Raw genomic sequence first — 26476 nt, 5'->3', positions numbered from 1 at the left:
GCCGATCGCGCGCGGCAGCCGCGGTGCCGCCGACCTCGGCGCGCGCAAGGCGTCGAAGCGGAATCCCCGCGCGGTGATGAACGAAGGTCTGAATGCGATGACCGCCATTCTGACCTTCGGGATGAATAACCCGAATTCCGAAGACAGCTTCTACGCTCAACAGGTGCGGACATTCGCTCGGATCGAGCCGCTCGGCTGGCTGGCGACCATCGAGGCGCTGCGCGGTGACCCGGATGCGGCCCAGCGGTATCGGAGCGGGCTGATGGCAATCTATGAGCAGTCCAACAAATCCGAAATTGACGATGCGACCCAACTGGCACTTCTGCGCCGATGGATCGGACAGAGCTACTTCATCGAAGGACGCTACGAAGACGCCTACAATGCCTTCACCCGGGATGACCGATCCGGCTTCCAGAAGGCGACGGACGCGTTTATCGGCGCGCTGATGGTGATCGAGAAGCCGATCCTCGAGCCGATTGCCTATGCCGTTGCCGGGACAAATTTCGACGATATCGGGTTCGTTCAGGATTTCCCCCTGCAGGTCATGGTCTATCGCACCGCCTTCAAGGCGGGGCGCATCGACGAGGCCCAGGTCGGCTATGACGAGTTGCTGGCCGAGTCTCGATTGGCGAGTTTCGGGGACACCCATTTTCAGATCCTCTATGAGCGCGGCCAGATTGCCCTGGCCCAGGGAGATCCGGCCGGGGCGCAGCGCTACTATCGCCGTGCGATCGAGGTCCTGGAACGCCAGCGGTCCAATCTCGAGAGTGAGTCCTACAAGCTTGGTTTCGTCGGGAACCGCAACGACGTCTATCTGGACCTGGTCCGCCTCCTGATCGCGGAAGGCGATGCCGTCGCGGCATTCGATTATGCGGAACGGGCCAAGGCCCGTGCCATGGTCGACATGCTGGCCAGCCGGCGTCAGTTCGCGACCAGCAATCCCGCGGTGGCCGTCCTTGTCGACGAACTGGATACTCTGGAGCGCAAGTCTGTCGAGGTGGCGTCCCTGGACGTCGACAGCCAGGCCAAGCGGGCGGCGACCCTCGACCAGAAGCGGCAGGCCCTGCAGTCAGCCGCGCCGGAGCTGGCATCCCTGGTGACGGTGTCGCCGGAACAGGCCGCTGCCATTCAGGCCCGATTGGCGCCGGACGAAGTCCTGCTGGAGTATTTCGGGCAGGGTGAAGATCTGATTGCCTTTACCGTCACCCGCCAGGAAATCCGGGCCGTGGCACTGCCGCGGTTCCCCCTGGCGTCGACCGTGACCAATTTCCGCCGGTCTGTGCAGAATGTGCGGGCGGATGCCTATCTGAAGGCCGGGCAACGGGTGTATGACCGTCTGGTTGCGCCGGTGGAAGGCCAGTTGGTCGGCAAGCGGCTGACCATCGTGCCGCATGGACCGTTGCACTATGTCCCCTTCGCCGCGCTGCATGACGGATCGTCCTTCCTGATCGACCGGTTCAATCTGAGAATCCTACCCAGCGCGTCGGTCATGCGATTCCTGAACAAGGAGAACGCGCCAACCCAGGAACTCCTCGCCTTTGGCAACCCGGATCTTGGCGACCCGTCTCTGGACCTTCCGGGGGCGGAAAACGAAACCCGGGCCATCGACAAGGGCTGGGAGCATTCCCGCGTTCTGCTGCGCCAATATGCGTCGGAATCGAGCTTCAAGAAGTTTGCGCCGGCCTTCCGCTACCTGCATCTCGCCTCTCACGGCCAGTTCGATCCCACGGCGCCGCTTTCGTCGCGCCTGCTGTTGTCGCCGGGCGATGGGGAGGACGGTTCCCTCACCGTGGATGAACTCTACGGTTTGCGTCTCAACGCGGACCTGGTGACGCTCAGTGCCTGCGATACCGGTTTGGGGACGGTGGAGACCGGAGACGATGTGATCGGCCTGACGCGCGGCTTCCTTTATGCTGGGGCGCAGTCGGTCGTGGCCAGCCTCTGGCCCGTTTCGGACGAGGGCACCGCCTATCTCATGGAGCATTTCTATGAAAACCTGCGGACCATGCCGAAGGCCCGCGCATTGCGGGAGGCGATGATCGAGACCCGCAAGGAGTTTCCGCACCCGGTCTTCTGGTCGGCGTTCCAGCTCACCGGCTCGGTCTGAGGCGGCACGAACCGGATACCCGGCACCGAAATGCCGGGTATCCGGAATTTTCTTGCGCCGATACTTAAAAATGATAAAAAACATAAACCTTCAATTAAATCCATTCCGCAGGGAGTCTCGCTGTTGACCTGGTTCATTCCACCCTATCTGGTCGCGATCCTGATCACCGTCTGCGTGACAATTCGGCTGACGATCGATTCTATCCCGCTTCTGCCGCCGCCGTATAATCTTGCAGGGCTTTTCTTCATTCTGGCCGGCGTGGCGCTGCTGCTGATGGCGGCGCGGCGATTCAAGGCGGTGCGGACGAACATCCACACGTTTCGCGATCCGAACCGACTCGTAACCACCGGCCCGTTCGCAGTGACCCGCAATCCAATGTATCTGGGCTTCCTGATTGTCCTCACGGGCGTGGCGATTGTCTGTAATACCGCCCTCGGCTTCGTGGTCGTGCCGATTTTCTTCATCGCCGCCAACTGGTGGTACATTCCGTTCGAGGAGGCACGCACGGCAGAGCAGTTTGGCTCAGAGTACCAGGCCTATCGCGAGCGGGTCAGGCGCTGGATCTGAACTCCGATGCCGCGCCCTAGAATCGACGTCGATGCGCAGAAAGACCGCATCCTTTCCGCCGCCGAACAGATCCTGCGGCGGACGGGCAAGGCAACCCTGACCGTTCAGGATGTCGCCGATGAATGCGGCATGTCCCCCGCCAATGCCTACCGTTTCTTCCGCAACAAGGAAGACATGATCCGTAGCCTCGTGGCGCGATGGTTCCGGGAGATCGAGGTCGAACTCGATGCCGTTGTGGATACTGTCGCCGATCCTGAACAGGCGCTTCGGGACTATGTGGTGACCCAGCATCGGTTGAAATGCGCGCGCTTCGATGCCGATCCGGCCCTGTTCCGGACCTATCTCGCGCTGGCGGACCGTCATCGGGCCGCCGTTCAGGGGCATGTCGAGAGACTCCACCGGCAGTTTGAAAGACTGGTTGCCCGCTTTCTGGCGGCCGAGGGCCTGACGCGAACACATGCGGTTGAAGCGGCGCGCATGCTGCAGGATATGACGGTTGCCTATCGGGCGCCGCAGATGATCGCACTGGACAGGGATGCGCGCACTCGGGAGCGTTTGGACCGCATTCTCGACCACGCCATTGCGGCGCTGAGAACCCATCGATGGGATCCGGCCTAGCCCGAAAATGATCGGGGCGCGCCGATCCTGCGACGCGCCCCGATTCCGGTCCGGTGAAAGGTCGCTGTTACGCGGCCTTTTTCTCTATGGCTTTCCGATTGTTGCCATTCGCGGTCGTGATTGCGATCTGGCGCGGCTTGGCTTCTTCCGGCACTTCACGCTTCAGCGAAATGTGCAGAAGGCCATTCTGCATGGAGGCGTCTCCGACCTTGATATGGTCGGCCAGGCTGAACTGACGCTCGAAGGCGCGTTCCGCGATGCCACGATGCAGGAATTGACGCTCGACGGCGTCTTCCGGGACGGAAATCTTGCCTTTCACGGTCAACTGGTTTTCCTGCACCGTGATTTCCAGGTCGTCCTCGGAGAAGCCGGCCACAGCCATGGTGATGGTGTAGCTATCCTCGTCGAGCTTTTCGATATTGTAGGGCGGGTAGGTCGGCACCTGTTCGGCCGCCAGAGTGTCCAGTGTACGGGCCAAGCGATCGAAGCCGACGGTCGTACGCAACAGCGGGGTCATATCAAATCCACGCATGGTGATCCTCCTTCTTGAGCGATACCAGTTTTTCCCGAGACGCCCCGATGACGGCGGCGTCTCCCGTTGTGCCGAATTGCGTTGGTCCGCTTATCGGAACCCCAAGCTGGGCATTCCACGGCGCCTTCCGGCCAAGCGGATATGGGAATAGAATTCTGGTCGTTCAAGAGGGAAAAATTGGACCCGGAACGCGAAAAGGGCGGCCTGAGGGCCGCCCAGAAACGCACGTCCAGCAAGCGCTGCTTACTTGATGCCGAAACCGGCGAAGCGCTTGTTGAAGCGGTCCAACTGGCCGGACGCCATCAGCTTGCCCGTGCCGCCGGTCCAGGCCGGATGTCCGGTCGGATCGATGTCCAGCTTCATTTCGTCGCCTTCGGAACCCCAGGTCGAGCGCGTCTTGTAGCTCGTGCCGTCGGTCATGGTGACGGTGATCCAGTGGTATTCCGGATGAATGTCTTTTTTCATCGCACTCGCGCTCCAAAATTCCTGCGTCGCGTCGCGCCTACGGCGCCGTATCGACGGCTTCTCATCTGCGTATCGAGCGCGGCTTGTACCCGCGCAGGGTCCGCAATGCAACCGGTTTCTGCGGAAAATCTCGTTGTCGACGCCCGAGGGAGAACGGGGCTATGCTGCGACCAGAGGCAATCTGGGACAATCCAGGGGCAATCGGGAATGTCCGAATTCGAACACCATGGTGAGGAGACCGTCCAATGACGCATTTTCTTGTTTCCGACGAGCATCCCGACGGTCAGCGTCTCGAGACGATTCTGCGCGTGCTCCGGAAGGACGTTCTGATCCGCTGCACCAAGATTACCGACGATGTCCGCCCCGAGGCCCAGCACGTACTTGCCAACAACATCAAGGTTCTGGAGCATCTGAGTGAGGCAATTCGCCTGGCGGAGGATTCGACCCGGATCCTCGATAAGGCCTTTGGGCCGAGCCAGGCCGCGAAGGGCGGACCACCCCGGATCGGAACGGAGTAGTTTTTTCTCGGCGATCTCTCCTTTTTGCATGAATCGGTGCATATATGCGTGAGAGCGGGCCGCGCGCGTCCGATTGACGTCGATATCAGGATTTTTGCATGCCGGATTGGCTAAACTGGGCGGAACTCGCGCGGGAATTCATCACCATTCTGGTGGTGGTGGATCCGATCGGGTCCCTGCCGGTCTTCTATTTCGCCACGGCGCGGGTGCCGAAACATCTCCACATCAAGTTCGCCGTGCGCGCGGTCCTGATCGCGACCATCGTCCTGCTGCTCTTCCTGGTCGGCGGTCAGATTCTGCTTGAGACCCTCGGTTTGCGGTTCGGGTCGTTCCAGATTGCCGGCGGTATCATTCTGTTCCTGTTTGCGATGACCATGATCTTTGGCGAGGCGAAATCGGATCGCGAGATCAAGGAGGCGGAAAGGGACTATCTTTCGGGCGCGGTCTTTCCAATGGCGATGCCGTCGATCGCTTCCCCCGGGGCGATGCTGGCCATTGTCGTGTTGACCGACAACCATGAAACCCCGATTGCCGAGCAGGCCGCGACGGGCGTTCTGCTCCTGGGGGTCATGGCAATTACGCTGGTTCTGCTGCTGATGGCCGCAAAGCTCAAACCCCTGCTGGGAAACACCGGTGCCAATGTGGTCAGTCGCGTGATGGGCATCATCCTGGCCACCATCGCGGTCGATGCCGTCCTGGGCGGGTTCCAGGACCTCGGCCTGTTGGAACTGCTGCCGCCGCAGGGCTGATGCCGCCCAGACCGGCTCCGGGGGAACGGATTCCGGGGCGCGTAGTCTGGGCGTGGTTTCAGGGCGCGCGGGTCGGCAGGCTGGCCGGATCCAGTTCATCCATCCATCCCAGATGGGACATGCCTTCGGCGTCGAGGTAGCTGCGGTACTGATTCTCTTTTCCCTTTTCGACGAACAGCATGTACAGGAGGCCATGGGCATCGTTCCGGCATAGCGCGGCGCGCAATCCCTGTCGCGGCAGCGTGCCATTCAGGGAATTGGATGCGTAATAGCCGAATTCCTTGCGCGTGACGTCAAAGGCGGTGGCGCCCCGATTGTCGGTGCGAAAGGTCACCTGCTCATCCGGGGCCAGTCGGACCGTGCCACAATCCAGCAATTCGATGTCGCCCTTGGCGCCCACACGGAACGGGCGGGGCGGATCCTGAATATCAAATTTCATCGCTGCCTCCGTCAGACGGACCTTTCCGCAGCCCCAAAGTCAGGGACTTAACCAGATCATCATGACGGGTGCCGCCGATCAACCGGTCCTTCGGCATGATCTCCCCCTTTGAATGCGCTTGAATCGCACAATATAATGCGGTGCACTGAGGCAGTGGCCGTCGGTCGGGGCATCCCGGCCCGAGGCGGCTTCACCCGATTTTCCAACAAGAGTCAGGATCGGTCGAACAGACATGACGGAATGGCAGCGGCAGGAACCCGGGGCGGCGCTTCACGGCGGGCCGGACAGGGACGACCGCAAGGACGGTGATGAAGGCGGCGGTCCCGGTACCGGCGTCGTCACGAAGACGCGTCCGAAGACCAAGAAGCCGTCGATGTACAAGGTGCTGATGCTGAACGACGACTACACGCCGATGGAGTTCGTCGTCTTCATCCTGGAGCGCCTGTTCAACAAGAGCCGCGAGGAGGCCACGCAGATCATGCTGCATGTCCACAATCGCGGTGTCGGCGTTTGCGGCGTCTATACTTATGAAGTGGCGGAGACGAAGGCGACGCAGGTCATGGACCTGGCGCGCAAGGAAGGCCACCCGCTCCAGTGTACGCTGGAGAAGGAATAGGGAAAACCGGCGCGGGACTTGCATAGCAGGCTCCGCGTTCCAAACTGAGTCTTAAGGACTTCGTTAACCCGACTCGTATTAGACTTGAGTCATCAGGGCCGGCCAACGGACGGAATCCTCAGGGGCCGGCTCCTCGAACCAGGAGACTGCCGTTACATGTTATCCAAGGCTCTGGAACAGACTCTGCATCGCGCCCTCGGTCACGCCGGGGAACGCAGCCATGAATATGCGACTTTGGAGCATCTGCTGCTCGCCCTGACCGAAGATCAGGACGCTGTCGCCGTCATGCGTGCCTGCGGGGTCGATGTCGAGAAGCTGGGCGGCAGTCTGTCGGACTATATCGACAACGACCTCAGCAATCTCGTCACGCTGCTGGACGAGGACCCGAAGCCGACCGCCGGTTTTCAGCGCGTACTGCAGCGCGCTGCGATTCACGTCCAGTCGTCCGGCCGTGAAGAGGTGACCGGCGCGAACGTCCTGGTCGCGATTTTCTCGGAGCGGGAAAGCCACGCCGTCTACTTCCTGCAGCTTCAGGACATGACGCGCTTCGATGCGGTGAACTATATCTCGCACGGCATCGCCAAGGTGCCGGGGCAGGAGCCCGATCCGGCGGCTGCGAGTGCGGCCCCGTCCGGGACGGAGGAAGATGCCAAGGCCGAAGACGTCAACAAGTCGGGGCACGAGGCGCTGGACGCCTATTGCGTCGATCTGAACGCCAAGGCAGGCGAAGGCAAGATCGACCCGCTGATCGGGCGCACGCAGGAAGTCGAGCGTGTCATTCAGGTCTTGTGCCGCCGGACCAAGAACAATCCGCTTCTGGTCGGCGATCCCGGTGTCGGCAAGACCGCTATCGCCGAGGGCCTGGCGAAGCGGATCGTCGAACTGGACGTGCCGGACGTGCTGGCAACCTGCACGATCTTCTCGCTGGACATGGGCGCGCTGCTGGCCGGGACCCGCTATCGCGGTGATTTCGAGGAACGCCTGAAGGCGGTGATGAAGGAATTGGAGCAGACCGAAGGCGCCATCCTGTTCATCGACGAAATCCATACCGTGATCGGCGCCGGTGCCACGACCGGCGGCGCTATGGACGCATCCAATCTGCTGAAGCCCGCGTTGCAGTCCGGATCGCTGCGCTGCATTGGGTCGACGACCTACAAGGAATATCGCGGCCATTTCGAGAAGGACCGGGCGCTTGCCCGCCGCTTCCAGAAGATCGACGTGACCGAACCGTCCGTTGATGACGCAATCAAGATCCTGATGGGGCTGAAGCCATATTACGAGGATCACCACCGGGTGAAGTACACCCATGATGCCATCAAGACGGCGGTGGAACTGTCGTCGCGCTACATCAACGACCGCAAGCTGCCGGACAAGGCGATCGACGTGATCGACGAGGTCGGCGCGGCGCAGATGCTGCTGGCGGAAAGCAAGCGCAAGAAGCAGATCGGGACCCGCGATGTCGAGGCGGTGGTCGCCAAGATCGCCCGTATCCCCCCGAAACAGGTCAGCCGCGACGACCGCGACGCCTTGTCCAATCTGGAGTCCGACCTGAAGACGATGGTCTATGGCCAGGACAAGGCGATCGATGCGCTGACCTCGGCGATCAAGCTGGCGCGTGCCGGTCTGCGCGAACCGGAAAAGCCGATCGGGTCCTACCTGTTCTCCGGCCCGACCGGCGTCGGCAAGACCGAGGTCGCCAAGCAGCTGGCCCGAACCATGGGCGTCGAACTGAAGCGCTTCGACATGTCGGAGTATATGGAGCGGCACACGGTGTCCCGTCTGATCGGCGCGCCCCCGGGTTATGTCGGCTTCGATCAGGGCGGTCTTTTGACCGACGCTATCGATCAGACGCCGCATTGTGTCCTGCTGCTCGACGAGATCGAGAAGGCGCATCCGGATCTGTTCAACGTCCTGTTGCAGGTCATGGATCACGGCAAGCTGACGGACAATAACGGTAAGTCGGTCGACTTCCGGAATGTGGTTCTGATCATGACCACCAATGCCGGGGCCGCCGACATGGCGAAGCCCGCCATCGGTTTCGGCCGGGAGCAGCGCGAAGGCGAGGATACCGAGGCGATCGAACGACTGTTCACGCCGGAGTTCCGCAATCGCCTGGACGCCGTGATCCCCTTCGCCCGGTTGTCGAAGGATGTCATCGGTCAGGTCGTCGACAAGTTCGTGATCCAGCTGGAAGCGCAACTCGCCGATCGCGATGTGACCATCGAACTGACCGACGAGGCGCGTGCCTGGTTGGGCAACAAGGGCTACAGCGACCTGTACGGTGCCCGCCCGCTGGCCCGGATCATCCAGGAACACATCAAGCGACCGCTGGCCGAAGAGCTGTTGTTCGGCAAACTGGCCAATGGCGGCAATGTCCTGGTCGATGCCGACGCGTCCGAAGACAAGCTTCGCTTCGCCTTCCCGGATGCTCCGGCCAAGAAGGCCAAGGGGAAGAAGGGCAAGGGTTCCAGTTCGGTGCCAAAGACCGGTGAGAAGGCCTAGGTCGAAACCGTCCTGAAAGAACAAGCCCCCGGCCCAGTGAGCCGGGGGCTTTTCTGTTCGCGCCGTCGACTACGCTCAAACCCAGGCGTGCGGTGCCTCCAGAACCCTGAAGGATTCGATTTCCGACGGGGGCCGGGTGGATGTACTGAACAGGGTGGCGAAGGGAATCGGCGGCTTGGTGACCGTGATCAGGGCCAGGATGCAGATGCGGCCGTTCCGCCGGATCGGATAGAAGCTGCGCTCGGTCAGGAGGGACCTTTCATAATCGAAGCGGGCCTTGGTCGAGGAAAATACCGGACGATACGATTCATGCGCACGCCGTGCCAGAGCGGTGACGCTCCGCCGAATGTTGAGGAAGGGAAACTTCGACAACGGCTTGCCGGTCATGTTCACTCTGGAAAACTCGATCAGTTTCTCCCCCATCACGCGATAGACGAAATCCGCGGCTGTCCCATCCTCCGATTCGACAACATCGAAGAGGACGAGGCTCGGGAACACGGAGTGATGAAAGTTTTCGGGACGTATGTCCTGCCAGTCTGGCATGTCACCGTCGCCGGGCAGGCCGGAAAGATATTCCGACAGCCAGTAATGTTCCTGGTGCGTCGGAAGCAGATCGCTCGATGGGATGAGTCGGGGCGTTGCGCGGGCCGTTGCGGCACTGACGATGGTCTGAATGAACATTGTGGAGCGAACCTCGGTTTCAGTCGCTCCCCACCCCTCGAGGAAAAGACTAACAAGGCCGTCCTAACCAATGGTTAACAGACGGCCTGCGTGACGATTCTCCGCCCTCTCCAAGTAGCCGGGGAACTGAGCCTTGTGTGATCTGTTTTACCAGAGGTTAAGGAATCTCGAGGTAAAAGAAGAATATTGCGGTCGATACTGACGCCTCAAGGGAAGAAACGGCAGGTTGTATTGTGACAATTACTGCTTCCAATGCTGAGGGTGCAGTCAAGTTTTTCCGACTGCCAGCATTACATGCCGTTAGTCTGCGTGCGGTTTCGCTCGCGCTGTCCTATTTCGGACTGGTGGCAATTGCAGTCTATGCGCTCTATGAAGATTTCGAGACGCGGGCACGTGACGTGGCGGTCATACAGGCCGAATCGAACTCCGTTGGCTGGGCGGAATTCTTCGGTCATGGGATTGCAGCGGACTCCACACTCTTTTCTGCAAAGCTACCCTCGGCTGCCGAGCGGCGGCTATTGGAGGCGGCTTTGTCCGTACCGGGGGTCTTCCGGTTCAAACTGTTCGACACCAATGGCCAATTGCTTCTGATTTCTGACGATGCGGGCGTCACTTTGGCAACGGCGAAGGATCATCATGCCGACGTTGCCGCCGAGGTCGCGCGATCCGGCATTGCGCAATCCTTTCTAAAGGATGGGGATGAGCGGGACGGTCGACCGGATGTGTATGTGGAATCTTATGTGCCGGTTCGGGTCGGAGGGGAGGTCGTAGGGGTCGCGGAGGTCTATCTGGATGAATCCGCGACAACTCGCCATTTCCGGCTGGAATTTCTGGCGCTTGGCGTTCTTGTGGCTGGCGCGATCGCGCTGTTGCTTTGCTTGCCGTGCCTTGGCCTGGTCATGGCCTTGAAAAGACTGCGTGCGAAGCGGCGGGACCTGATTGCGCAACGCATGAGGGCAGAACGCGCCGAGCGGGTGAAGGCGGATTTCATGGCGTGTATGAGCCATGACCTGCGAACACCGTTGAATTCAATTCTCGGGTTTTCGGATCTGATGCGCCTGCAGGTCGGGCGCGCCAAAGACCCGGCAGGCTGCGTTGAGTATGCCGAACTGATTCACACGAGCGGCAGCAACATGCTGACCCTGGTGAACGACATTCTGGACCTCTCGGCGGTGGAACTTTCCAAGACGCCGCATCAGGCGCGCATGATCGACCTGGAAAGCGAATTGTCCACTTGCATCTCAGAGGTTCGGGCCGCGAATGCCGGTAGAAATGTGGCGATCCAGTTGCATCTACCGAAAACCGTTCCGGTGCCACTGGTCGACCCTCACGTTCTCAGCCGCATTGCGTCCAACCTCCTGTCGAACGCAGTCAAGTTTACCGCGGATGGTGGGCGTGTTGATTTGCGGGCCTATCGCGCCGGTGAAGCGGTGTGCATCGATTTCATCGACACCGGTATCGGCTTGGCCCCGGAAGACATCGACGTCATCGTCGAACCCTTCACCCAATTGGGGCACAATCCTCACCTTGCACGAAAAGGTGTCGGGTTGGGACTTCCGATCGTGAAGGCCTTGCTGGACAAGGCCGGTGGCAAAATGGCCATTACCAGCAAACTGGGGCTTGGCACGACAGTGACGGTTTCCCTACCGGCGGCATGATGCCGAATCAGGCCCACGCATTCGGAGCATCCAGCATTCGGAAATAGTCGTCCTCCGCCGCTTCAAGGAATTTCTCTTTGAACAGCTCTGAATAGGGCGGCGGTGGTTTGGTGACGGTAATCAGGCCCAGAATGGCCGGCCCGCCATTACGTCGGATGGGATACATGCTGCGTTCGGTCAGCAACGTCTTGTCACCGTCCACATTGGCGTAGGTCGCGCAGAATATCGGACGGCCGGAGGTGTGAGCCTGCTTGGCGATCTCCATCACCGTATCCCTGATCTTGGGGTAGGGGAATGTCGACAGGGGCTTGCCGGTCATGTTTACCTTGGAGAATTCGATCAGCCGGTTCCCCATGATCCGGTAAACGAAATCGGCAGGGGTACCTTTCTCATCCAACACAACATCGTACATGACAAGGGATGGGAAGAGTGACGGATGAAACTCTTCCGGCCGCACGTCGCGCCAATCAATCATCCCGTCTGCGCCGGCGGCCTGCAGCAGATATTCGGACAGCCGGTAATGTTCCTGGTGGGTTGGTAACAGTCCCTCGGATTCATGAAACTGCGGATTTTGCCGCATTGCGCCCTCGGCGTCGAACAATTGACCGGACATCTCGGAGACATTCCCCCTAACGGCACGCCCCATACCTCCGTACCAAAGGTAGCGAATACTCCCTAACCATTGGTTAAGCGGACGGTACCGGGTTCGGGGGGATGTCGGAAAGCGTCCGGACCCAGGCAGGACCTGTGCAGAGCCTCGAACGGGGAAGCGGTGTTCGTGCCAAAGACCTGTGGCCTACACCAATGTGGGGGGCTGTCCTGAGACGGGCTTACCGGGACCGGCTTTGTCGGGCCGGTCCCGGTTGGTCGCAATCAATGAATGGTGTGGACCGTTGCGGTTTGGCCCTCGATCGCCTCGCCGGCCGCGGCGGTGTGCAGGATCCAGGGACGGGGGCGCAGCCGCAATTCGGCGTCGATGAAGGCATGGGCAAGCGCCTGCAGCGGGATCCGGGACAGCCGGATCGCCGCCGGCGGCAGCCAGACCGACAGGTACTGGTCCGGCGCCATCGGCAGTACGGCCGGGTCATGGCGCCCGGTCTGCTGCATCGCGGCCAATGCCCCCATCAGGCGATGTTCGTCCTGGCTGACGCTCTTGCAGTTCGGGCAGCGGATGTCGATCGACACCTGCGTGGAGACCGCCAGGACCGTCATGAAATGGTCCAGCGCGGCCTCCGTGCCGTCGGGAACGTCCGACAGGATCAATCCGTGACGGATCGCCTCCGCCGCCTCGCGGTCTTCGGTCCGGTAGGCCCGTACCCACATCCGGATGGCCCAGAGCGCGAGCTGTTCAGGATGGTTCAGGGCCCGGAAACTCTCTTTCAGATAGGCTTCATCGGCAAGACGGCTCAACGGTATGTCCTCGCTTCCTCGGGTGTGGCGTCACGGGCGGAAAGCGAAGTTCCGCCGTCCTTGATGGTTTTTTCCAACCCGGCCAGGAAGGAAGACAGGCTGGATGTACGCAGCGGTACGAAGGGCTTTCGGGTCTGCTGGCATACCGATTTCAGCCGGTACATGGCCTTGTGGCTGACGCAATCCGTGGGAAAGAACACCGCATCCGCCTTCAGGATCGCGCCGGAGAGTTCCTCAAGCGATTGTTCCAGCCCGCCGTCGTGATGCAGTAACACGCCGTTCCAGTCGGCCACCAGGTTGCGCATCTGCCCGACATGGCGCGTGCGTCCGCCGACATACAGCAGGCAACGGTCCTTCAGGTCGCAGCTGAAATTGGCGCAGCGGCCTGTCGGATCATCCGTTGCCGCATCATCGCCCATGGCGTGCTCCAGCGCCTGAATTTCCTCTCGCAAGGTTGGCACGAGGGCGCGGAATCCGGCATTCTCCTGGCGCAGCGTCGCATTCTCTTCGCTCAGGCGGGCGAGTTGCGCTTCCAGGTGGGCGACGATGCCGCCGGCATTACCGCGCTCCATGGCGCAGGGCGGTACCTTGCGGCTTTCCTTTCGCGCCGTTTCCAGCCGCCCCGACAGGCTGGCGACCTGACTTTCCAGCTCCTCGATCCGGGCATCCTTTTCCCGGATCTTTGCGACGGACCTGGCGCGGGTGTGCTCGGCCAGTTCCTGGGCGGCCGCCAGATCGCTTTCCAGACGCCGCAGATTGGCCAGATCGGCGCGGTTGGATGCCCCGACCAAATGGGACAGCATGTGGACGTCGTTGTAGATCTTGCTGCCCAGCCGCAGATCGATTAGCGGATGGCTGAGCATCGCCCAGTATGGGCCGGGCACATCGCCGATGCTGAAGGCTGCGGTCCAGGCATCACACAGATCGGAAACCGTCCGTACCTTCTGGAGCTTGCGAATCGCACCGGCATGGCGACGGTTCAGCACCTTCTCCAGCATTTTCGCGGCGATCGTCGGCTTGCCGCACAGTTTCACGAAATAGCCGTGGAGGTAGCTGTCGACGTCGTAATAGGGATCCGTGGGCGGCTTGTAGCCCAGCTTCCGGGCGACGCGGCGCAGGTCCCCCAGGGTCAGGCAGGTGCCCACGATCGAACAATGCCAATTGGAATCGATTTCCCAAAGGCGGCGGCGCCGGTCCAGGCCGCAGGTCAGACTAGTCGGTTCGCACTTCTCGCACATGACATTCTCTCGAGATATTCTGAGAATGCGAATGATTTGCAAAATCAGGTGACGCGTCAACCCTTGTGTGCAGAATTTTTGTGGCGCCTCTCATCCGATGTGGATGGGCGAGGTCAGATCCACTGCAGGGTGAGGGCGGCGACGACGATGTAGCGCACGGTCTTTGCGATCGCGACCAGGACGATGAAGCTGATCAGGGGTTCCTTGAGAATTCCGGCGACAACGGTCAGAGGGTCGCCGATGAAGGGCGCCCAACTCATCAGGAGGCTCCATCGCCCGTATTTGTGGTACCAGCGAATTGCGCGGTCCAGCTGTTCCTGGCGGGCCGGAAACCAGCGTTTGTGACGAAACCGCTCCACGCCCCGTCCCAGCGCCCAGTTCACGACGCTGCCCAGGGTGTTTCCAACACTGGCGACGGCGATCAGTAGCAGCAGCGTGTAGTCCTGAGACAGGATGAGGGCGGCCAGCCCGATTTCGGACTGCGCCGGAAAGATCGTTGCCGCGAGGAAGGACAGCAGAAAGAGGCCGCCATAGATACCGAGGGCTTCGTACACGGCGGTGATGGCCTAGTAACGCCGACGTGCTTCCCGTTCCTCGTCGCAGGTAACGGAGGATTCGGAGAGACAAAGTTGCGTCAGCAGGTCGCGTCCCATCTCACGCCAGTCCCAGGCCATGCATCCGGAAAGGATCAGCATTGCGAAGACGGAGGCCGCCATGCGCATGGGCCTATTCATGGCCGGGCCTGACCGCTGCGAGAAGGCGCTCAAACTGCTCCGGCGGCCAGATCTGACGCATGTCGTAATACTCCGGCACGGAGAGTGCGCCATTTGGAATCGGAGTCCAGGGGACCTTGCTTGAGGTGAAGATGTGGATGTCCGGCGGGAACCGGTCCGGCTCGTCCAGGGTCCCGACCCGGATGAACCGCAGCTTTTCACCATTGGAATACTCGCTCCAGAGCGCGATATGGCATTCAGGACAGCGATAGACAATGTGCGGATTGCCGCTTTCGGTGGGAAGGCGACACGGCGTCGGCTCGCCGGCCCGAATCTCTACCTTGGACCCTTCCACCAGGGCATTGACGACAAAGGCGGATCCCGTCTCCCGCTGGCAGAAACGGCAATGACAGCAATGCACAAACATCGGGGGCGCGTTCACGCGATACCGGACATTGCCGCAGGCGCAGCCGCCCTCAAAACGGGAGTTGTCTTCAACCATGCCGAAACCCTAGTCGCCGACACGGCACCTGTCTACCGCTGCTCCGTGTCAGAAATGGATTCCGGTAAGCGGCTGGTCGAGATAGGTCGGAAAGGGGGGCTGGGAGGCCTGGTTGAGGAAAAGCTCGCATTTCGTCATGACGATGGAGTCCTGCGGTGCGCGCCCTGTGGCAATGCGCTGAATCCGCGGACGCTCGACACCGCAGGTTTCGACCGACTGCCAGCCATAGTTCCAATGCGTTATCGGGCCGCAATGCAGCAGGTCCGGGCGGCAGACGACAATCAACATGACGGCAAAGACGGAATTCATGAAACGCCTCATCACACCAACAGTGATGCGGCTTGATAATAATAATGAGTCGCAGTTTCAATGGCCGATTTGAGAGAGTCGGCGATGCGGAGGTCGACCATTCTCCGCCTTCGGCGGACGGTGGCACATAACACCGGACGGACGTGGCAAGGTTTCCTGGAAGATCATCTCACGCCCGCGCTACGCGAGGCCTGGATCAATGCCGCCCAGTTCCACTCGCTCAGCGGACGTTCGGATCGAATGGCGCTATGGGAGGCCGTTAGCCAGATGCGGACGCTACCGAAATCTGGAAGTAGTTTGACGGCTCAAGCCATAGTCGCCCGATCAAGATTGATCGGACAATGGGTAGGAGTGCACCGCACTAATCGTCCCCATCCCCCCCAAATTGGTCAATCCACACTCACATATGTACGACAACCGCCACAACCGCCAACACTGCAGGCAACAAAAACACAAACAGCACAAACCAAGCCCAACAAATCCAGACAAGCTGAAAACAACGCCCTCTCACCAACGCAATACGCGCCCTCGCATCAGAGCAAATATCCAAGCCTTGAATATTTCTGGAATTTAGAAACCCCAACATAATTTGAGATTTGCTAGTATCTATCCCGTAAACCTCAGGCAGATACGAAACCCCAAAATACAAATAAATAGACAAAAATAAAAATGTACATAGAAATGTAAAAACTAGCGGAGTAATCATTAATATTGAGATATCGAAAATAAATGTAAAATACAAAGATAGAAACGAAACAAAAACCTGAATAATAAATAGGGCCCTAAACCTCTTCCACGTAGAGAAGTCTGCCTCAACTATTTTTGTTACGCTCACCGCTCCGTCCCACACATTACCCAGAACCCACCTTCTCCAGTATCGAAAAAAACCACCGGCCGTCCGCACCAGATTTCATACTTGCGTACGAAGCTGCAATCAAACCGATTTGATTTCGCAAAACGCCCCCATCTAAGAGAGACTTAACAAAATTACCACAATAGAAAGTGTCCTTTCCAGGGAAGCAAAGGGACTCTAGGTGTTCCACAGAGGTCGGGTACCTTCGTCGGTCTTGTTGAGCTACCTGATTCGCAGCTTAGAACGTCTCTTTCGGGTCAGGCAGCGGGCCAGACCCCAGGCCCCTTCCGCCGACGACGGATAGCCAGAAGCGGACAGTCTCGCGGGCCCAAACCAATTGCCAGAAACGGACATGCGGTCGCAGCTTTGTCTCTGGTCCTCCCTAACCGACATGACTTCGAGACGCTCGGTTGCCCGCCATTCTGTAGGGGTACACGGGGCTATTTGACGGTAAAACCGTCTTGCCAAACGTGCTGGCTCATTGCCCTGACGGTGACACCCCAAGAGCCAACTCGCAAAGGTGCATTTACCGGGCAACGAACTATTACCCAGTTACCAACGTGCGAGGAACTAGTTGGTCCAATTGCACGTTCAACAACCAAACGATGACCATCCGGTGAGCGCCATTCGATTTCTAGATCGGTTTGCCTCGGCAGTGCGTTCGTTAGGATGAAGAGGTAAACTTCCTCTGTAGAAGCGAATACGTGACGAACCGGCGGACTGTCCGGATCATAGAACACAGCAGGTCGGTATGGAGGTGTTGCGGCGGTCAGTCGAACTCGCTCAAATAAATCGGCTGCTGGGCGTTTCAGAGCAGCGACTTGTTCGTATCTTTGGCGGCCAATACAACGCCGATAAGCCCCTGAAGGAAATCCTAGCGCCTTTTCACGGACAATTGGCTCGCCAGCCGCCGATACGCCTAAAAGTTCCATTTCTCCGTGGGCATTACAGGCATCCCACATGGCGATGCCCAGTTCCTCCCGATCGTTTACTGTTGGAGTCGCTTGTTCAGCGCATGCACTTAGGAGGAATAGAAACAGTCCAATTATAGATCGATTCATGAGAGTGACCGGTAACGCCTGAAAATATCGCAAAGCGCGAGTATAAAATTTATTGGCAATTGAGAATAGCCTCTTTCTACTGTTCTACGCCAATCTAGATTCACCTGAGTGCCAGAATCACAATCTTCTGTTTGGTCCTGATTCCGATGGGCACCGACGTCGGAGTGTACATAACTCTACCCCTGTCGAGTGACGGCGTCTGGCCGGAACATGAGTCTGGTAGCTGCCGTGAAATCCATACGATAGTAGCCAGGAACGGACATCTCCACTGGTTCTATTTGCTTGTCATTGGCCAGGTATCGGCAATCCTATATCCACTCGGCCATGGATCGTCCGGATCCAGCATATGCTGATGCGTTCCGGTTACCCATGCGCGGCCACTGATCTGCGGTCGGATTGCGGTGAGGCTACCTACCTGGGTGGTACCCAGGATCTTGCCGTGAAACTCTGATCCGATGATCGAAACGCCGGTGAAACGGTCTCCGACCCCCATCAAACCTCTAGCATGAAGCAACGCCATGCGTGCCGAAACGGCGGTGCCGGTCGGGGAGCGGTCGAGTTTACCTGGTTGAATCGAGACAACAGATTGTGCCCTTAGGCCGACCCCGTCCTGTTCGAGAGGCCCGGCAAACAGGCAGAACGAGTGATGCCCCCAATCGGGCCGTGTTGGATGGTGGAATGTCAGTTGCGCATTGGCGGCATTGGTAATCCGAACACCGAGTTCGGCCAGGTGACGGGCATCTTGAACATCGAGTTTCAACTCGAGATCTTGAGTATCCACGACGACAAAGCTATCGCCGCCGAAGGCTGTGTCGACAGAAATGGTGCCCAGTCCCTCAACCACCAATTCGACGCCCAAGCTGTGTGCGAATGACGGCAGATTCTCGACGGTAATCCTTTCCGCTTTGCCGTTAGCGCAGTCCGCGCGAACGTGGACCAATCCGCCAGGAGCTTCCAGTACCATTTCAGTGACAGGCTCCGTCATCGGAACGATCCCCGTGTCCAAAAGAGCCGTTGCGACACAAATTGAGTTGGACCCGGACATTGGCGGAGTGTCTTCGGGCTCCATGATGATCCACGCAGCCTGGGCATCCGGGTGTCGTGGCGGCACCAGTAGATTGACGTGCCGGAATACTCCGCCACGCGGTTCGTTCAGAACAAAGTTCCGGAGAGTCTGGTCCTCGGCGATCCACTTGCGCTGCTCCCACAAAGTGTCACCTGGCGGCGGAGAAACACCGCCAACGATGACATCGCCGACTTCTCCCTCCGCATGCACCGAGACGACATGGATGATTTTCGTAGTGCGCATTTCAGACGTCCTTGACGAGGCGCAACGCGTCATAGATCGCGGCGTGGGTGTTTCGTGCGCTAACGGCGTCACCGATCCGGAAAAGCTTGAATTTGCCATCAGGATTACGAACGAGATTCTGTGGACGACCGGCAATTAGCGCCTCGTGGTCAACGGCTCCTTGATTTGATGCGAGAGGCTTCAGCTCAAAGTAAAGATCGGCCAACGGTAGAGTACCGTAGTTCAGAACTACTTGGTCATAGGTCTTCTCAGTCGTGTGGTCGCTGTAGTCCGTCCCGATTGTAGCCTTCAGCCGGTTTCCGTCCTTCTGCACCCCTTTGAGCCTTCGTGTGACCGTGAAGGTGACGTCCTTATCCTGCAGTGCGCGCATGTAAGGGACGAGGTTCATCGCCATGACGTCAGGGGCGAAGGTGCGATCCGGCGTCATGATCTCGACTTTTGCACCTGCATTGGCAGCAATTTCTGCGGCCATCAAACCGGGATGATCGCCACTTTCGTCATAGATCAAGACATCCTGCCCCGGTTTCACGTCCCCGGAGATCAAGTCCCATGCGCTGACAACAAGGGACGCTTCCTCACCGCTTTCAAACAGCTCCATGTTTGGCAAGCCGCCTGTAGCGACGATTACCACGTCCGGGTTCAGTGCGGTTACATCGTCGACCTCGGCCCAGGTGTTGAACCGAAACTCGACGTCCCGGGCGGCGCATTGGGCCATCCGCCAATCAATGATGGACATCATTTCCCGCCGTCGCGGATTCTGTGCAGTCAAACGGATTTGACCGCCCGGGTTCGGCTGAACCTCGAAGACGGTGACATCATGACCGCGCTCGGCAGCTACCCTTGCCGCCTCCAAACCGGCCGGGCCCGCACCGACAATTACGATTTTCTTCTTATCGGTTGCGGGCGCAATCTCGTGCGGCATGGTTAGTTCGCGTCCGGTAGCCGCATTGTGGATGCAGAGCGCCTCTCCACCCGCGTAGATTCGGTCAAGGCAGTAGGTGGCCCCGACACATGGGCGAATATCCTGCTCTCGCCCCTCCACGATTTTCTTTACAATATGCGGATCAGCCATGTGGGCGCGGGTCATGCCGACCATGTCGAGCAAGCCTGACGCGATGGCGTGCCGGGCCGTCGGGACATCCGGGATTTTTGCCGCGTGAAATGTCGGCATGCCCGTCGCTTCCTTAACGGCCCCGGCAAAGTCGAGATGCGGTGCGTTCTTCATGCCTTGCACAGGGATGACATCAGTCATCGCCGGGTCCGTGTGAATGCGGCCGCGAATGACATTCAGGAAATCGACCATTCCGCTGGCGGCGAGCCGCTTCGAAATCTCGAGACCTTCTTTCGGAGTGATTCCGCCTGCCTCGGCTTCGTCGGCGGTGTAGCGCAGTCCGACAACGAATTCGTTGCCAACGCGGTCGCGTATCCCACCCAACACGTCGAAAACCAGTTTCATCCTGCTTTCCAAGGTCTGGCCGCCGTAGGGGCCGTCCAGATCGTTGGTCAGAGGCGACCAGAATTGGTCTATCAGGTGGCCGTAAACTTGCAGCTCAATGCCGTCCATGCCGCCGGCTTTCATTCGCTCCGCGGCGTCAGCATAGTCTCGAATTATTCTTTCTATGTCCCAGTCTTCCGCGAGTTTTGGGAATGCTCGGTGAGCGGGCTCCCGATGCTTGGAAGATGAGACGGAAGGGAGCCAATCGCCCTTGGACCAGTTGGTACGCCGCCCCAGATGCGTGAGCTGGATCATGACGGCACAACCATGATCGTGGCACTTGTCGGTTAGTTGCCGGATCCATGGAACCACTTCGTCCTTATAGGCGAGGATGTTGTTGAAAACCGGGGGGCTGTCTTTCGACACCGCTGCGGAACCGGCCGTCATCGCCAGTGCCACGCCCGCCTTTGCGCGTTCCGCGTGATAGGCCGCATATCGTTCCTTCGGCATTCCGTCTTCTGGATATGCCGGTTCATGGCTGGTCGTCATGATCCGGTTGCGCAAAGTGAGATGCTTTAGCTGATACGGCTGAAGTAGTGGATCTTTGGACATGGCGCTCTCCTCAATGGATGAGCGGGTATCTCATAAAATGTACACATGTGTCAATTGTGAGTACAGCACTGTTCATTTCCCTTGTTCAATGGGGAGGCGCGGAGTATCTACAGGGTATGAATGATGGTACCGGCATGCATAAGGAATCGGGTTGGCGGGGGTCACGCGAAACCTGGTTGGAGGCGGCAAAGTCAGCCTTGGTCGAATCCGGGGTCGACGCCGTGAAGATTCAGCCGTTGGCCACGGCTATGAGCATTTCGCGCACGAGCTTCTATTGGTTCTTCAAGGATAGACCGGCGTTGCTCGACGCGCTCTTGAGCGAGTGGGATGAGAAGAACACCGGTGCGTTTGTGGCGGCTTGCGCAGCCTATTCCGAAACTATCACAGAGGCGGTTCTCAACCTTATTGCCGTATTCCATGACGAAAACTGCTTCGAGCCGCAACTCGACTTCGCGATTCGTGGCTGGGCTCATAAATCAGAGGCCGTGGCACGGCGAGTCAACGCAGCGGATGAGCGACGCCTCGACGCGATCCGTTCGCTATTTGTGAAGTACGGCTTCTCAGCAGACGATGCTGATGTCCGTGCCAGGACGGTCTACCTGACCCAAATTGGATATATCTCCATGCAAGTGGTGGAGAGTACCTCCGAACGCATGCGGCGCGTTCCGTCATACGTGAAGACATTCTGCGGTCAGGCCGCAACTGACAGCGAAATGGCTCGGTTCTACGCACGCTTCGACTTTGAAACCGCGACCGAAATACAACGCTAGTTGTGAGTTGAAACCTCGACTTCTGCACTCTTCTGATATGGGTCAGGCAGCAAGCCAGGCACCACGCCCCTTCTGCCGGCGGCCGTTAGCCAGAAGCGGACGTTTTAAGGTGGCTGCACGCGCCTTCAGAGACCTTCGCGCACCTGTTGCCCAGGTTGATCGCGCGTGGCCATGAAGTCCGAGGTCGCCCGGTCGCCTTCGAAGAAAGTTCTCCACGTTGCGCCTTGTGGGTAAATCACAAGCGCGTTTCCAACGGCCAGGACTTCAACCTTTTTGATGTGATCCGGAAACGCCAATGCCTTTGGGATCCGAACGGCCTGGGTTCGGTTGCTGTAAAAGACTGTAGATTTTGTCATCGCCTTCCCTCCCAGGGCTTATGGGGAAACAAGTTTGGCCCCGCTGCATATGCCGATCTTGTTCAGGTTAGCAGGGGTTGGCAATTCGGTCGTTTCATCTACCGACCGCATACTGCTCTCTTCCATCCATCTTCTGAGGAGAGCTCCGATGGTACATTTAACCATTAACTGCGCCCCAAGCAGACGCCGTGTGCCCTGGAACAAGGGAAAGTTCACTGGCCCGAAGCCACCTTTGAAAGCGAAACATGTATGGGCCATTCGAGCGCATCTTGGGTTGTCAAGGAAGGTTCGGGATCTCGCCCTCTTCAATGTGGCGATCGACAGCAAACTGCGTGGTTGTGATGTCGTCGCTTTGAAGGTGAACGACATAGCCCCGAATGGCTGTACGGCGAATCGAGCGACGGTCCGTCAGCGGAAAACCGGCAGACCGGTCAAGTTCGAGCTAACCGAACCAACACGGGAAGCCGTCGATGCCTATCTCGAGTCACCCCGGCGGCCACTGGGAGAGTATTTGTTCCCTGGGAACCGCGGTAGAGATGAGCATCTAACAACTAGGCAATACGCGCGACTGGTCGGCAACTGGGTCACATACATTGGTCTCGACCGGGCCTTGTACGGGACACATTCGCTGAGGCGTACAAAGGCGACGCTGATCTACCGAAAAACCGGAAACCTGCGTGCCGTCCAGCTGTTGCTGGGCCATACAAAAATCGAGAGCACCGTTCGTTATCTAGGAATAGAAGTCGATGATGCGCTCGAAATTGCTGAACAAGTTGAAGTCTGACCCTTAGGGCGGAGCGGATTTGGTCCGCTCTGCCTCCTCTAGTGGAACGTAGCCAGGAACGGATGTGCGTTGGAAATTAGGTTGGTACTCAAAGCTCGCTGAATCTGTGCCGGTTACTATTCTTCGTTGACGCTATTTCTGTTCCTAGTTGCCTGAAAGTAAACACCTGAGTTTATAATGAATGGGGCCGCATCAATTCCATTTGATCGCGCGGCGCATGGAGGAAAATTGAAAGAGCACCAAGAAGGCGAACCGCAAATGGATTCATCGGCGATGTTTGCTGTACTTCGGGGGCGAAGTTTGTTGCTGATGTTATTGCTGGCAACGGCGCTTCCACTCTTGAGTGCTAGATTCATTTGGCCTGAATTTTTTGTAGCTGAGGTACGGTCGCTTCCGGACGCGATTGTCGGGTGTGCGGTGTATGTTCTCTTAGCCAGCTTAATTTGGGTTGCTTGTAAGAAAGCGGGCATTGCAGATCAAATTTCGTTTGGGCACCGGCTAAATGCAAAACAGGTTTGGATTTACAGTCTTCTTGGCATCCCGCTAGTTGGCGTTTCGGTTTTTGGCTTATACTCAGTTTATTTGCCACTATCATACGCTTGGCCGGATTTCGTGGTTTTTTGGGTATTGGACGTTCCGCCTCTTATCTGGTGGGAACCACGAATTGAAGCTGTTCTTGCGAGTGGGGTTAATGCGATTGTCCTCGTGGCTATCGCGCCTGTAGTCGAAGAATTATTTTTCAGGGGCTTTCTGCTTAATAGGTGGCACCAACAATATGGGCCCGCCAAGGCGGTAGTGTTCTCGTCCATGATATTCGCCTTGTTTCATGTTGACGTTGTTGGCGGGTTAATTTTTGGAGCTGTTCTCTCAGCAATTTACATGAAAACAAAATCTCTTTTTGGGCCCATAGTCATCCACATGTCGAACAATGCGATTGTGTTCGTGTTGCTATTAGTCGAAGGGACAGTTTATAGCGGGACACAGAATTGGACCTTGGATGAGTTTCGAGCCTTTTGGTGGTTGGGGCCCCTTGGCGCTGTAATAGGCATTCCGTGGATCGTTTGGTTTTTCCGAAAATCGCTTCATCATAGACAAGCGCCCTCAACCTGAATGTCCGTCACGGGGCCATTAGTGAGGCAGGCCCCCTGGCTCCTTCGCCGGCGTCCGTTAGCCAAAGGCGGACGTTATCCGGCACAGCATGATAGCTTGGTGACATCCTTGTCGAAGGTTTGGGCTGCGAGCTTCAGTCCCTCGACCGTAGTTAGATAGGGGAAAATGGTCTCTCCAAGCGCTTTGGTCGTCATTCCGAATTTGAGCGCCATGGCCAATGTCTGGATGCTGTCGGCGCCCTCGGGTGCGAGGACCTGACCCCCGAGCAGGTGGTCGGTCTTGGCATCCGCAACCAGCTTGATCAGTCCCCGCGTGTCGCGCGCGGCAAGCGCGCGCGGTACTGCGTCCAGCGGCAAGATGGAGGTCTTGATCGCGTGACCGGTCGCCTCCGCCGCTGCCTCGGTAAGGCCCACGCCCGCCACCTGCGGGTCGGAAAACACCACCCACGGCATGGCACTGTTGTCGTAGGCAAGGCTGTCGCCGTTCAGCGCATTGAGGGCGGCGATCTTCGCCCCATAGGCCGCCATGTAGACGAACTGATCGCGATCAGTCACGTCGCCGGCGGCGTAGACACCAGACCGAGACGTACGCATCCGGTCATCGATAACAATGGCGCCACGGCTGTCCTGTTCAATGCCGGCATCATTCAAGCCCAGCGCATCGGTATTGGGCGTGCGCCCTGTCGCGATCAGAAGCCTCTCGGCCTTCAGCTCGATCAGACGGCCATCTTCCTTTATGCAGACAGTCACGCCGGTCTCGTCTTCGCGGCAGGCATCGTAGGCGATGCCGCAATGAAGGACGATTTCCTCGTCCCGGAATACGTCTGCCAGAGCTGCGGAAATTTCCGGCTCTACCTGCGGCAGAAGGCGCGAGCGGCAGATCACTGTCACCCTGACACCCATACGGGCCATCATCTGCGCGAGCTCGGCGCCGATATAACCACCGCCGAGGACGATCAGGCTCTCGGGTAGTTCTTCCAGTTCCAGAAGCGTCGTACTGGTCAGGTAGCGCACGCTTTCGATACCGCGAACAGGCGGCACGGCAGGCCGCCCGCCCGTAGCGATGATGGTCTTTCCAGCAGCTACGGCGGTGTCGTCAACGAGGACACCTGCCCCGTTCAGCCGGGCCTCACCTTCCAGATAGGCAATAGTGTTGTATTCGGGTAGGAGGTCCGCGTACTTCTTCTGCCTGAGCGTGGAGACGAGGTCATCCTTGGCGGCGATCAGACGCCGCCAGTCATTCAACTGGGTTTCCCCGGTCAGCCCCGGAAAACGACCCACGGCGCGTGCGCCATGCAGCGCCTCGGCGGCCCGGATCATGGTCTTGGACGGAACGCAGCCGACATTGACGCAGGTACCGCCAATGGTGCCATGGCCGATCAGCGCCACGTTCGCGCCCTGTTCGGCGGCCGTGATGGCGGCGGAAAATCCCGCCGAGCCAGCGCCTATGACGGCGATGTCGTAACTCGCTTTGGATGATTTGGTCGGGGCGCAGCAGTCCGCCATGTCAGTCTCTTTCCTTGTTTGTCTGAGTGCTCGTATCGCAACAGGCCGCCGCGCGGGTGCGCCGCCACAGGCCGTAGGCCGTCAGGCTGAGGAAGACGGCGAGCGAGGGCAGAAGCACGTAGTCGAGCCCGCCCACCCAGGCCGACAGGCCGAGCGCACCGAGGGCAACGACCAGCACGGGGGTTGCGCAGCAGATGGCAGCGATGACCGTGCCAATGATGCCGGTCTTGAGGATCGTGGCGTCCTTCATCAGGCTCAGCCTTTGACCGATGCAGGATAGCCCGCGTCGGTGGAGGCGGCGGCAATGGCGTCTGCGTTCGTCACCGACGGGTCGAAAACCACCGTCGCCGTCTTGGCGTCGAAATCAACAGCTACCGATGTTACACCCGCAACGCCCTCCATAGCCTTCTTCACAGTGATGGGGCACAGGGCGCAATTCATGTTCTCGATCGCGAATACCTGGGTCTGGGCGGCGGACACTTGCTGGGATGCAAACTGCGCTGTGGCCGGGGGCACGGACGACCCGATTGTCCAGCCAAACCCGATTAGGGTCAGCAAAGTGATGGAGAGGATGACGGTTCGTTTCATCAGTGTAGTTCCTAAGTTCCGGTTCAGTAGAATATCGGCGCCCACCAATTGATGGTCAGCGCGAGCAGAACGATGACGGTTGAAAGCCATAGGGCGGTCTTGGCGATGACGGTCGAATTCGGCCTAGCGCAGTAGCTGCCGTCTTCGCAGGCTGGTTTGGTTTTGAAGTAGACCTGCCAAAAGCCAAGTCCGATGAAGGTCAGCGCAACACCTGCAAAGTAAGGTTTGAAGGGCTCCAGTGTCGTCAGATTGCCGATCCACGCCCCGGAAATGCCCAGAACCACAAACAACAGCGGTACAACACAGCAGGTCGACGCGAGAATGGCCCCAATCACGCCTCCTGCCGTAAAGAGCTTTCGCTTCCGGTCGTCGATGTCTCTCTCAACTTGTAACGGGCGGATTTTTGTCTCGGTCGTGCTCATACGTCATCATCCTCGCTTTCACTCTGGCGCTAAGGTAATGTCTGTAG

30 protein-coding genes are annotated in these 26476 nt (G+C 58.7%); 11 read left to right on the top strand and 19 right to left on the bottom strand.

Going from position 1 to position 26476, the window contains the following annotated elements:
• The 3 genes from R8L07_21985 to R8L07_21975 all read left to right on the top strand — a co-directional run.
• On the top strand, positions 1-2107 hold a 2107-nt coding region (locus tag R8L07_21985), incomplete at its 5' end, for a CHAT domain-containing protein (protein ID MDW3208214.1).
• A 30-nt stretch (positions 2108-2137) separates the two neighbouring features.
• Positions 2138-2674 (top strand): isoprenylcysteine carboxylmethyltransferase family protein, encoded by a 537-nt coding sequence (locus R8L07_21980; GenBank protein ID MDW3208213.1) that lies wholly within the window; start codon positions 2138-2140, stop codon positions 2672-2674.
• A 6-nt stretch (positions 2675-2680) separates the two neighbouring features.
• The gene (locus R8L07_21975) at positions 2681-3292 is read left to right on the top strand and encodes a TetR/AcrR family transcriptional regulator (protein ID MDW3208212.1); all 612 of its coding nucleotides are present in this window, start codon (positions 2681-2683) and stop codon (positions 3290-3292) included.
• Between the two features lie 67 nt (positions 3293-3359).
• On the opposite strand, the gene R8L07_21970 is transcribed toward R8L07_21975, so the two are convergent.
• Both R8L07_21970 and rpmE read right to left on the bottom strand, forming a co-directional pair.
• Positions 3360-3824, bottom strand: coding sequence for an Hsp20 family protein (locus R8L07_21970; GenBank protein MDW3208211.1), 465 nt, complete (start codon positions 3822-3824; stop codon positions 3360-3362).
• 243 nt (positions 3825-4067) lie between these two features.
• A complete protein-coding gene (gene rpmE / locus R8L07_21965; GenBank protein MDW3208210.1) occupies positions 4068-4289 on the bottom strand; it encodes a 50S ribosomal protein L31 in 222 nt (73 codons plus the stop codon).
• A 245-nt stretch (positions 4290-4534) separates the two neighbouring features.
• Between rpmE and R8L07_21960 the strand changes: the two genes are divergently transcribed.
• Positions 4535-4807, top strand: a complete 273-nt coding sequence (locus R8L07_21960; protein ID MDW3208209.1) for a histidine kinase — start codon at positions 4535-4537, stop codon at positions 4805-4807.
• A gap of 98 nt (positions 4808-4905) precedes the next feature.
• Complete coding sequence (locus tag R8L07_21955; protein MDW3208208.1) at positions 4906-5556, top strand: MarC family protein; 651 nt, start codon at positions 4906-4908, stop codon at positions 5554-5556.
• Positions 5557-5614: 58 nt separating this feature from the next.
• On the opposite strand, the gene R8L07_21950 is transcribed toward R8L07_21955, so the two are convergent.
• A complete protein-coding gene (locus R8L07_21950; GenBank protein ID MDW3208207.1) occupies positions 5615-5995 on the bottom strand; it encodes a hypothetical protein in 381 nt (126 codons plus the stop codon).
• A gap of 232 nt (positions 5996-6227) precedes the next feature.
• Here R8L07_21950 and clpS point away from each other — a divergent pair, with 232 nt between their 5' ends.
• Positions 6228-6611: an ATP-dependent Clp protease adapter ClpS gene (gene clpS, locus R8L07_21945; protein ID MDW3208206.1), complete on the top strand. Its 384-nt coding sequence runs from the start codon at positions 6228-6230 to the stop codon at positions 6609-6611.
• A gap of 156 nt (positions 6612-6767) precedes the next feature.
• Positions 6768-9113, top strand: coding sequence for an ATP-dependent Clp protease ATP-binding subunit ClpA (gene clpA / locus R8L07_21940; protein MDW3208205.1), 2346 nt, complete (start codon positions 6768-6770; stop codon positions 9111-9113).
• Positions 9114-9188: 75 nt separating this feature from the next.
• Here clpA and R8L07_21935 read toward each other — a convergent pair whose 3' ends face one another.
• A complete protein-coding gene (locus R8L07_21935) occupies positions 9189-9794 on the bottom strand; it encodes a hypothetical protein (protein MDW3208204.1) in 606 nt (201 codons plus the stop codon).
• Between the two features lie 344 nt (positions 9795-10138).
• Between R8L07_21935 and R8L07_21930 the strand changes: the two genes are divergently transcribed.
• Entirely contained in the window at positions 10139-11452 is a 1314-nt protein-coding gene (locus R8L07_21930; GenBank protein ID MDW3208203.1) for a HAMP domain-containing sensor histidine kinase, read from the top strand.
• Between the two features lie 7 nt (positions 11453-11459).
• Here the strand turns inward: R8L07_21930 and R8L07_21925 are convergent, their stop codons facing one another.
• The 10 genes from R8L07_21925 to R8L07_21880 all read right to left on the bottom strand — a co-directional run bounded on the left by R8L07_21925 (position 11460) and on the right by R8L07_21880 (position 20894).
• On the bottom strand, positions 11460-12065 hold the full coding sequence (locus R8L07_21925) for a hypothetical protein (protein MDW3208202.1): 606 nt from the start codon (positions 12063-12065) through the stop codon (positions 11460-11462).
• A 260-nt stretch (positions 12066-12325) separates the two neighbouring features.
• Entirely contained in the window at positions 12326-12862 is a 537-nt protein-coding gene (locus R8L07_21920) for a hypothetical protein (GenBank protein MDW3208201.1), read from the bottom strand.
• Positions 12859-14100 carry a DUF2325 domain-containing protein gene (locus R8L07_21915; GenBank protein ID MDW3208200.1) on the bottom strand — a complete coding sequence of 414 codons (1242 nt, stop codon included), beginning with the start codon at positions 14098-14100 and terminating at the stop codon, positions 12859-12861. The genes R8L07_21920 and R8L07_21915 overlap by 4 nt, the downstream gene beginning before the upstream one ends.
• A 113-nt stretch (positions 14101-14213) precedes the next feature.
• Positions 14214-14654 (bottom strand): YqaA family protein, encoded by a 441-nt coding sequence (locus R8L07_21910; protein ID MDW3208199.1) that lies wholly within the window; start codon positions 14652-14654, stop codon positions 14214-14216.
• Between the two features lie 12 nt (positions 14655-14666).
• A complete protein-coding gene (locus R8L07_21905) occupies positions 14667-14822 on the bottom strand; it encodes a hypothetical protein (GenBank protein ID MDW3208198.1) in 156 nt (51 codons plus the stop codon).
• Between the two features lie 4 nt (positions 14823-14826).
• Positions 14827-15315, bottom strand: coding sequence for a GFA family protein (locus R8L07_21900; GenBank protein MDW3208197.1), 489 nt, complete (start codon positions 15313-15315; stop codon positions 14827-14829).
• A gap of 48 nt (positions 15316-15363) precedes the next feature.
• The gene (locus R8L07_21895) at positions 15364-15624 is read right to left on the bottom strand and encodes a hypothetical protein (protein MDW3208196.1); all 261 of its coding nucleotides are present in this window, start codon (positions 15622-15624) and stop codon (positions 15364-15366) included.
• Positions 15625-16024: 400 nt separating this feature from the next.
• The gene (locus R8L07_21890) at positions 16025-16459 is read right to left on the bottom strand and encodes a hypothetical protein (protein ID MDW3208195.1); all 435 of its coding nucleotides are present in this window, start codon (positions 16457-16459) and stop codon (positions 16025-16027) included.
• 1353 nt (positions 16460-17812) lie between these two features.
• On the bottom strand, positions 17813-18847 hold the full coding sequence (locus R8L07_21885) for a proline racemase family protein (GenBank protein MDW3208194.1): 1035 nt from the start codon (positions 18845-18847) through the stop codon (positions 17813-17815).
• A 1-nt stretch (position 18848) separates the two neighbouring features.
• Positions 18849-20894: an NADH:flavin oxidoreductase gene (locus R8L07_21880; GenBank protein MDW3208193.1), complete on the bottom strand. Its 2046-nt coding sequence runs from the start codon at positions 20892-20894 to the stop codon at positions 18849-18851.
• Positions 20895-21010: 116 nt separating this feature from the next.
• Between R8L07_21880 and R8L07_21875 the strand changes: the two genes are divergently transcribed.
• The gene (locus R8L07_21875) at positions 21011-21664 is read left to right on the top strand and encodes a TetR/AcrR family transcriptional regulator (protein ID MDW3208192.1); all 654 of its coding nucleotides are present in this window, start codon (positions 21011-21013) and stop codon (positions 21662-21664) included.
• A gap of 125 nt (positions 21665-21789) precedes the next feature.
• On the opposite strand, the gene vapB is transcribed toward R8L07_21875, so the two are convergent.
• A complete protein-coding gene (vapB, locus tag R8L07_21870; protein ID MDW3208191.1) occupies positions 21790-22020 on the bottom strand; it encodes a type II toxin-antitoxin system VapB family antitoxin in 231 nt (76 codons plus the stop codon).
• A gap of 148 nt (positions 22021-22168) precedes the next feature.
• Between vapB and R8L07_21865 the strand changes: the two genes are divergently transcribed.
• A complete protein-coding gene (locus R8L07_21865) occupies positions 22169-22804 on the top strand; it encodes a tyrosine-type recombinase/integrase (protein MDW3208190.1) in 636 nt (211 codons plus the stop codon).
• A 177-nt stretch (positions 22805-22981) separates the two neighbouring features.
• Complete coding sequence (locus tag R8L07_21860; protein ID MDW3208189.1) at positions 22982-23914, top strand: CPBP family intramembrane glutamic endopeptidase; 933 nt, start codon at positions 22982-22984, stop codon at positions 23912-23914.
• Between the two features lie 74 nt (positions 23915-23988).
• Here R8L07_21860 and merA read toward each other — a convergent pair whose 3' ends face one another.
• Genes merA through R8L07_21840 form a run of 4 tightly spaced genes read right to left on the bottom strand, consistent with a single transcriptional unit; the run spans position 23989 to position 26429 of the window.
• Positions 23989-25419: a mercury(II) reductase gene (gene merA, locus R8L07_21855; protein MDW3208188.1), complete on the bottom strand. Its 1431-nt coding sequence runs from the start codon at positions 25417-25419 to the stop codon at positions 23989-23991.
• 1 nt (position 25420) lies between these two features.
• On the bottom strand, positions 25421-25669 hold the full coding sequence (gene merF / locus R8L07_21850; protein ID MDW3208187.1) for a mercury resistance system transport protein MerF: 249 nt from the start codon (positions 25667-25669) through the stop codon (positions 25421-25423).
• Positions 25670-25674: 5 nt separating this feature from the next.
• Positions 25675-26007: a cation transporter gene (locus tag R8L07_21845; GenBank protein ID MDW3208186.1), complete on the bottom strand. Its 333-nt coding sequence runs from the start codon at positions 26005-26007 to the stop codon at positions 25675-25677.
• 23 nt (positions 26008-26030) lie between these two features.
• Positions 26031-26429: a mercuric transporter MerT family protein gene (locus R8L07_21840; protein MDW3208185.1), complete on the bottom strand. Its 399-nt coding sequence runs from the start codon at positions 26427-26429 to the stop codon at positions 26031-26033.
• Positions 26430-26476 lie beyond the last annotated feature (47 nt).

It is taken from the genome of Alphaproteobacteria bacterium (assembly GCA_033344895.1).
GTDB lineage: Bacteria > Pseudomonadota > Alphaproteobacteria > UBA8366 > Aestuariispiraceae > Pacificispira.
The sequence above is the reverse complement of the archived record's forward strand: the minus strand, read 5'-3'. Positions and strand labels throughout refer to the sequence as shown.

Bases quoted from the DNA above. Each gene is read 5' to 3' on its own strand.
- R8L07_21980 (MDW3208213.1), top strand. From the start codon at position 2,138: ATGCCGGGTATCCGGAATTTTCTTGCGCCGATACTTAAAAATGATAAA.
- R8L07_21975 (MDW3208212.1), top strand. From the start codon at position 2,681: ATGCCGCGCCCTAGAATCGACGTCGATGCGCAGAAAGACCGCATCCTT.
- R8L07_21970 (MDW3208211.1), bottom strand. From the start codon at position 3,824: ATGCGTGGATTTGATATGACCCCGCTGTTGCGTACGACCGTCGGCTTC.
- rpmE (MDW3208210.1), bottom strand. From the start codon at position 4,289: ATGAAAAAAGACATTCATCCGGAATACCACTGGATCACCGTCACCATG.
- R8L07_21960 (MDW3208209.1), top strand. From the start codon at position 4,535: ATGACGCATTTTCTTGTTTCCGACGAGCATCCCGACGGTCAGCGTCTC.
- R8L07_21955 (MDW3208208.1), top strand. From the start codon at position 4,906: ATGCCGGATTGGCTAAACTGGGCGGAACTCGCGCGGGAATTCATCACC.
- R8L07_21950 (MDW3208207.1), bottom strand. From the start codon at position 5,995: ATGAAATTTGATATTCAGGATCCGCCCCGCCCGTTCCGTGTGGGCGCC.
- clpS (MDW3208206.1), top strand. From the start codon at position 6,228: ATGACGGAATGGCAGCGGCAGGAACCCGGGGCGGCGCTTCACGGCGGG.
- clpA (MDW3208205.1), top strand. From the start codon at position 6,768: ATGTTATCCAAGGCTCTGGAACAGACTCTGCATCGCGCCCTCGGTCAC.
- R8L07_21935 (MDW3208204.1), bottom strand. From the start codon at position 9,794: ATGTTCATTCAGACCATCGTCAGTGCCGCAACGGCCCGCGCAACGCCC.
- R8L07_21925 (MDW3208202.1), bottom strand. From the start codon at position 12,065: ATGTCCGGTCAATTGTTCGACGCCGAGGGCGCAATGCGGCAAAATCCG.
- R8L07_21915 (MDW3208200.1), bottom strand. From the start codon at position 14,100: ATGTGCGAGAAGTGCGAACCGACTAGTCTGACCTGCGGCCTGGACCGG.
- R8L07_21905 (MDW3208198.1), bottom strand. From the start codon at position 14,822: ATGCGCATGGCGGCCTCCGTCTTCGCAATGCTGATCCTTTCCGGATGC.
- R8L07_21900 (MDW3208197.1), bottom strand. From the start codon at position 15,315: ATGGTTGAAGACAACTCCCGTTTTGAGGGCGGCTGCGCCTGCGGCAAT.
- R8L07_21895 (MDW3208196.1), bottom strand. From the start codon at position 15,624: ATGAATTCCGTCTTTGCCGTCATGTTGATTGTCGTCTGCCGCCCGGAC.
- R8L07_21885 (MDW3208194.1), bottom strand. From the start codon at position 18,847: ATGCGCACTACGAAAATCATCCATGTCGTCTCGGTGCATGCGGAGGGA.
- R8L07_21880 (MDW3208193.1), bottom strand. From the start codon at position 20,894: ATGTCCAAAGATCCACTACTTCAGCCGTATCAGCTAAAGCATCTCACT.
- R8L07_21875 (MDW3208192.1), top strand. From the start codon at position 21,011: ATGAATGATGGTACCGGCATGCATAAGGAATCGGGTTGGCGGGGGTCA.
- vapB (MDW3208191.1), bottom strand. From the start codon at position 22,020: ATGACAAAATCTACAGTCTTTTACAGCAACCGAACCCAGGCCGTTCGG.
- R8L07_21865 (MDW3208190.1), top strand. From the start codon at position 22,169: ATGGTACATTTAACCATTAACTGCGCCCCAAGCAGACGCCGTGTGCCC.
- R8L07_21860 (MDW3208189.1), top strand. From the start codon at position 22,982: ATGAATGGGGCCGCATCAATTCCATTTGATCGCGCGGCGCATGGAGGA.
- merA (MDW3208188.1), bottom strand. From the start codon at position 25,419: ATGGCGGACTGCTGCGCCCCGACCAAATCATCCAAAGCGAGTTACGAC.
- merF (MDW3208187.1), bottom strand. From the start codon at position 25,669: ATGAAGGACGCCACGATCCTCAAGACCGGCATCATTGGCACGGTCATC.
- R8L07_21845 (MDW3208186.1), bottom strand. From the start codon at position 26,007: ATGAAACGAACCGTCATCCTCTCCATCACTTTGCTGACCCTAATCGGG.
- R8L07_21840 (MDW3208185.1), bottom strand. From the start codon at position 26,429: ATGAGCACGACCGAGACAAAAATCCGCCCGTTACAAGTTGAGAGAGAC.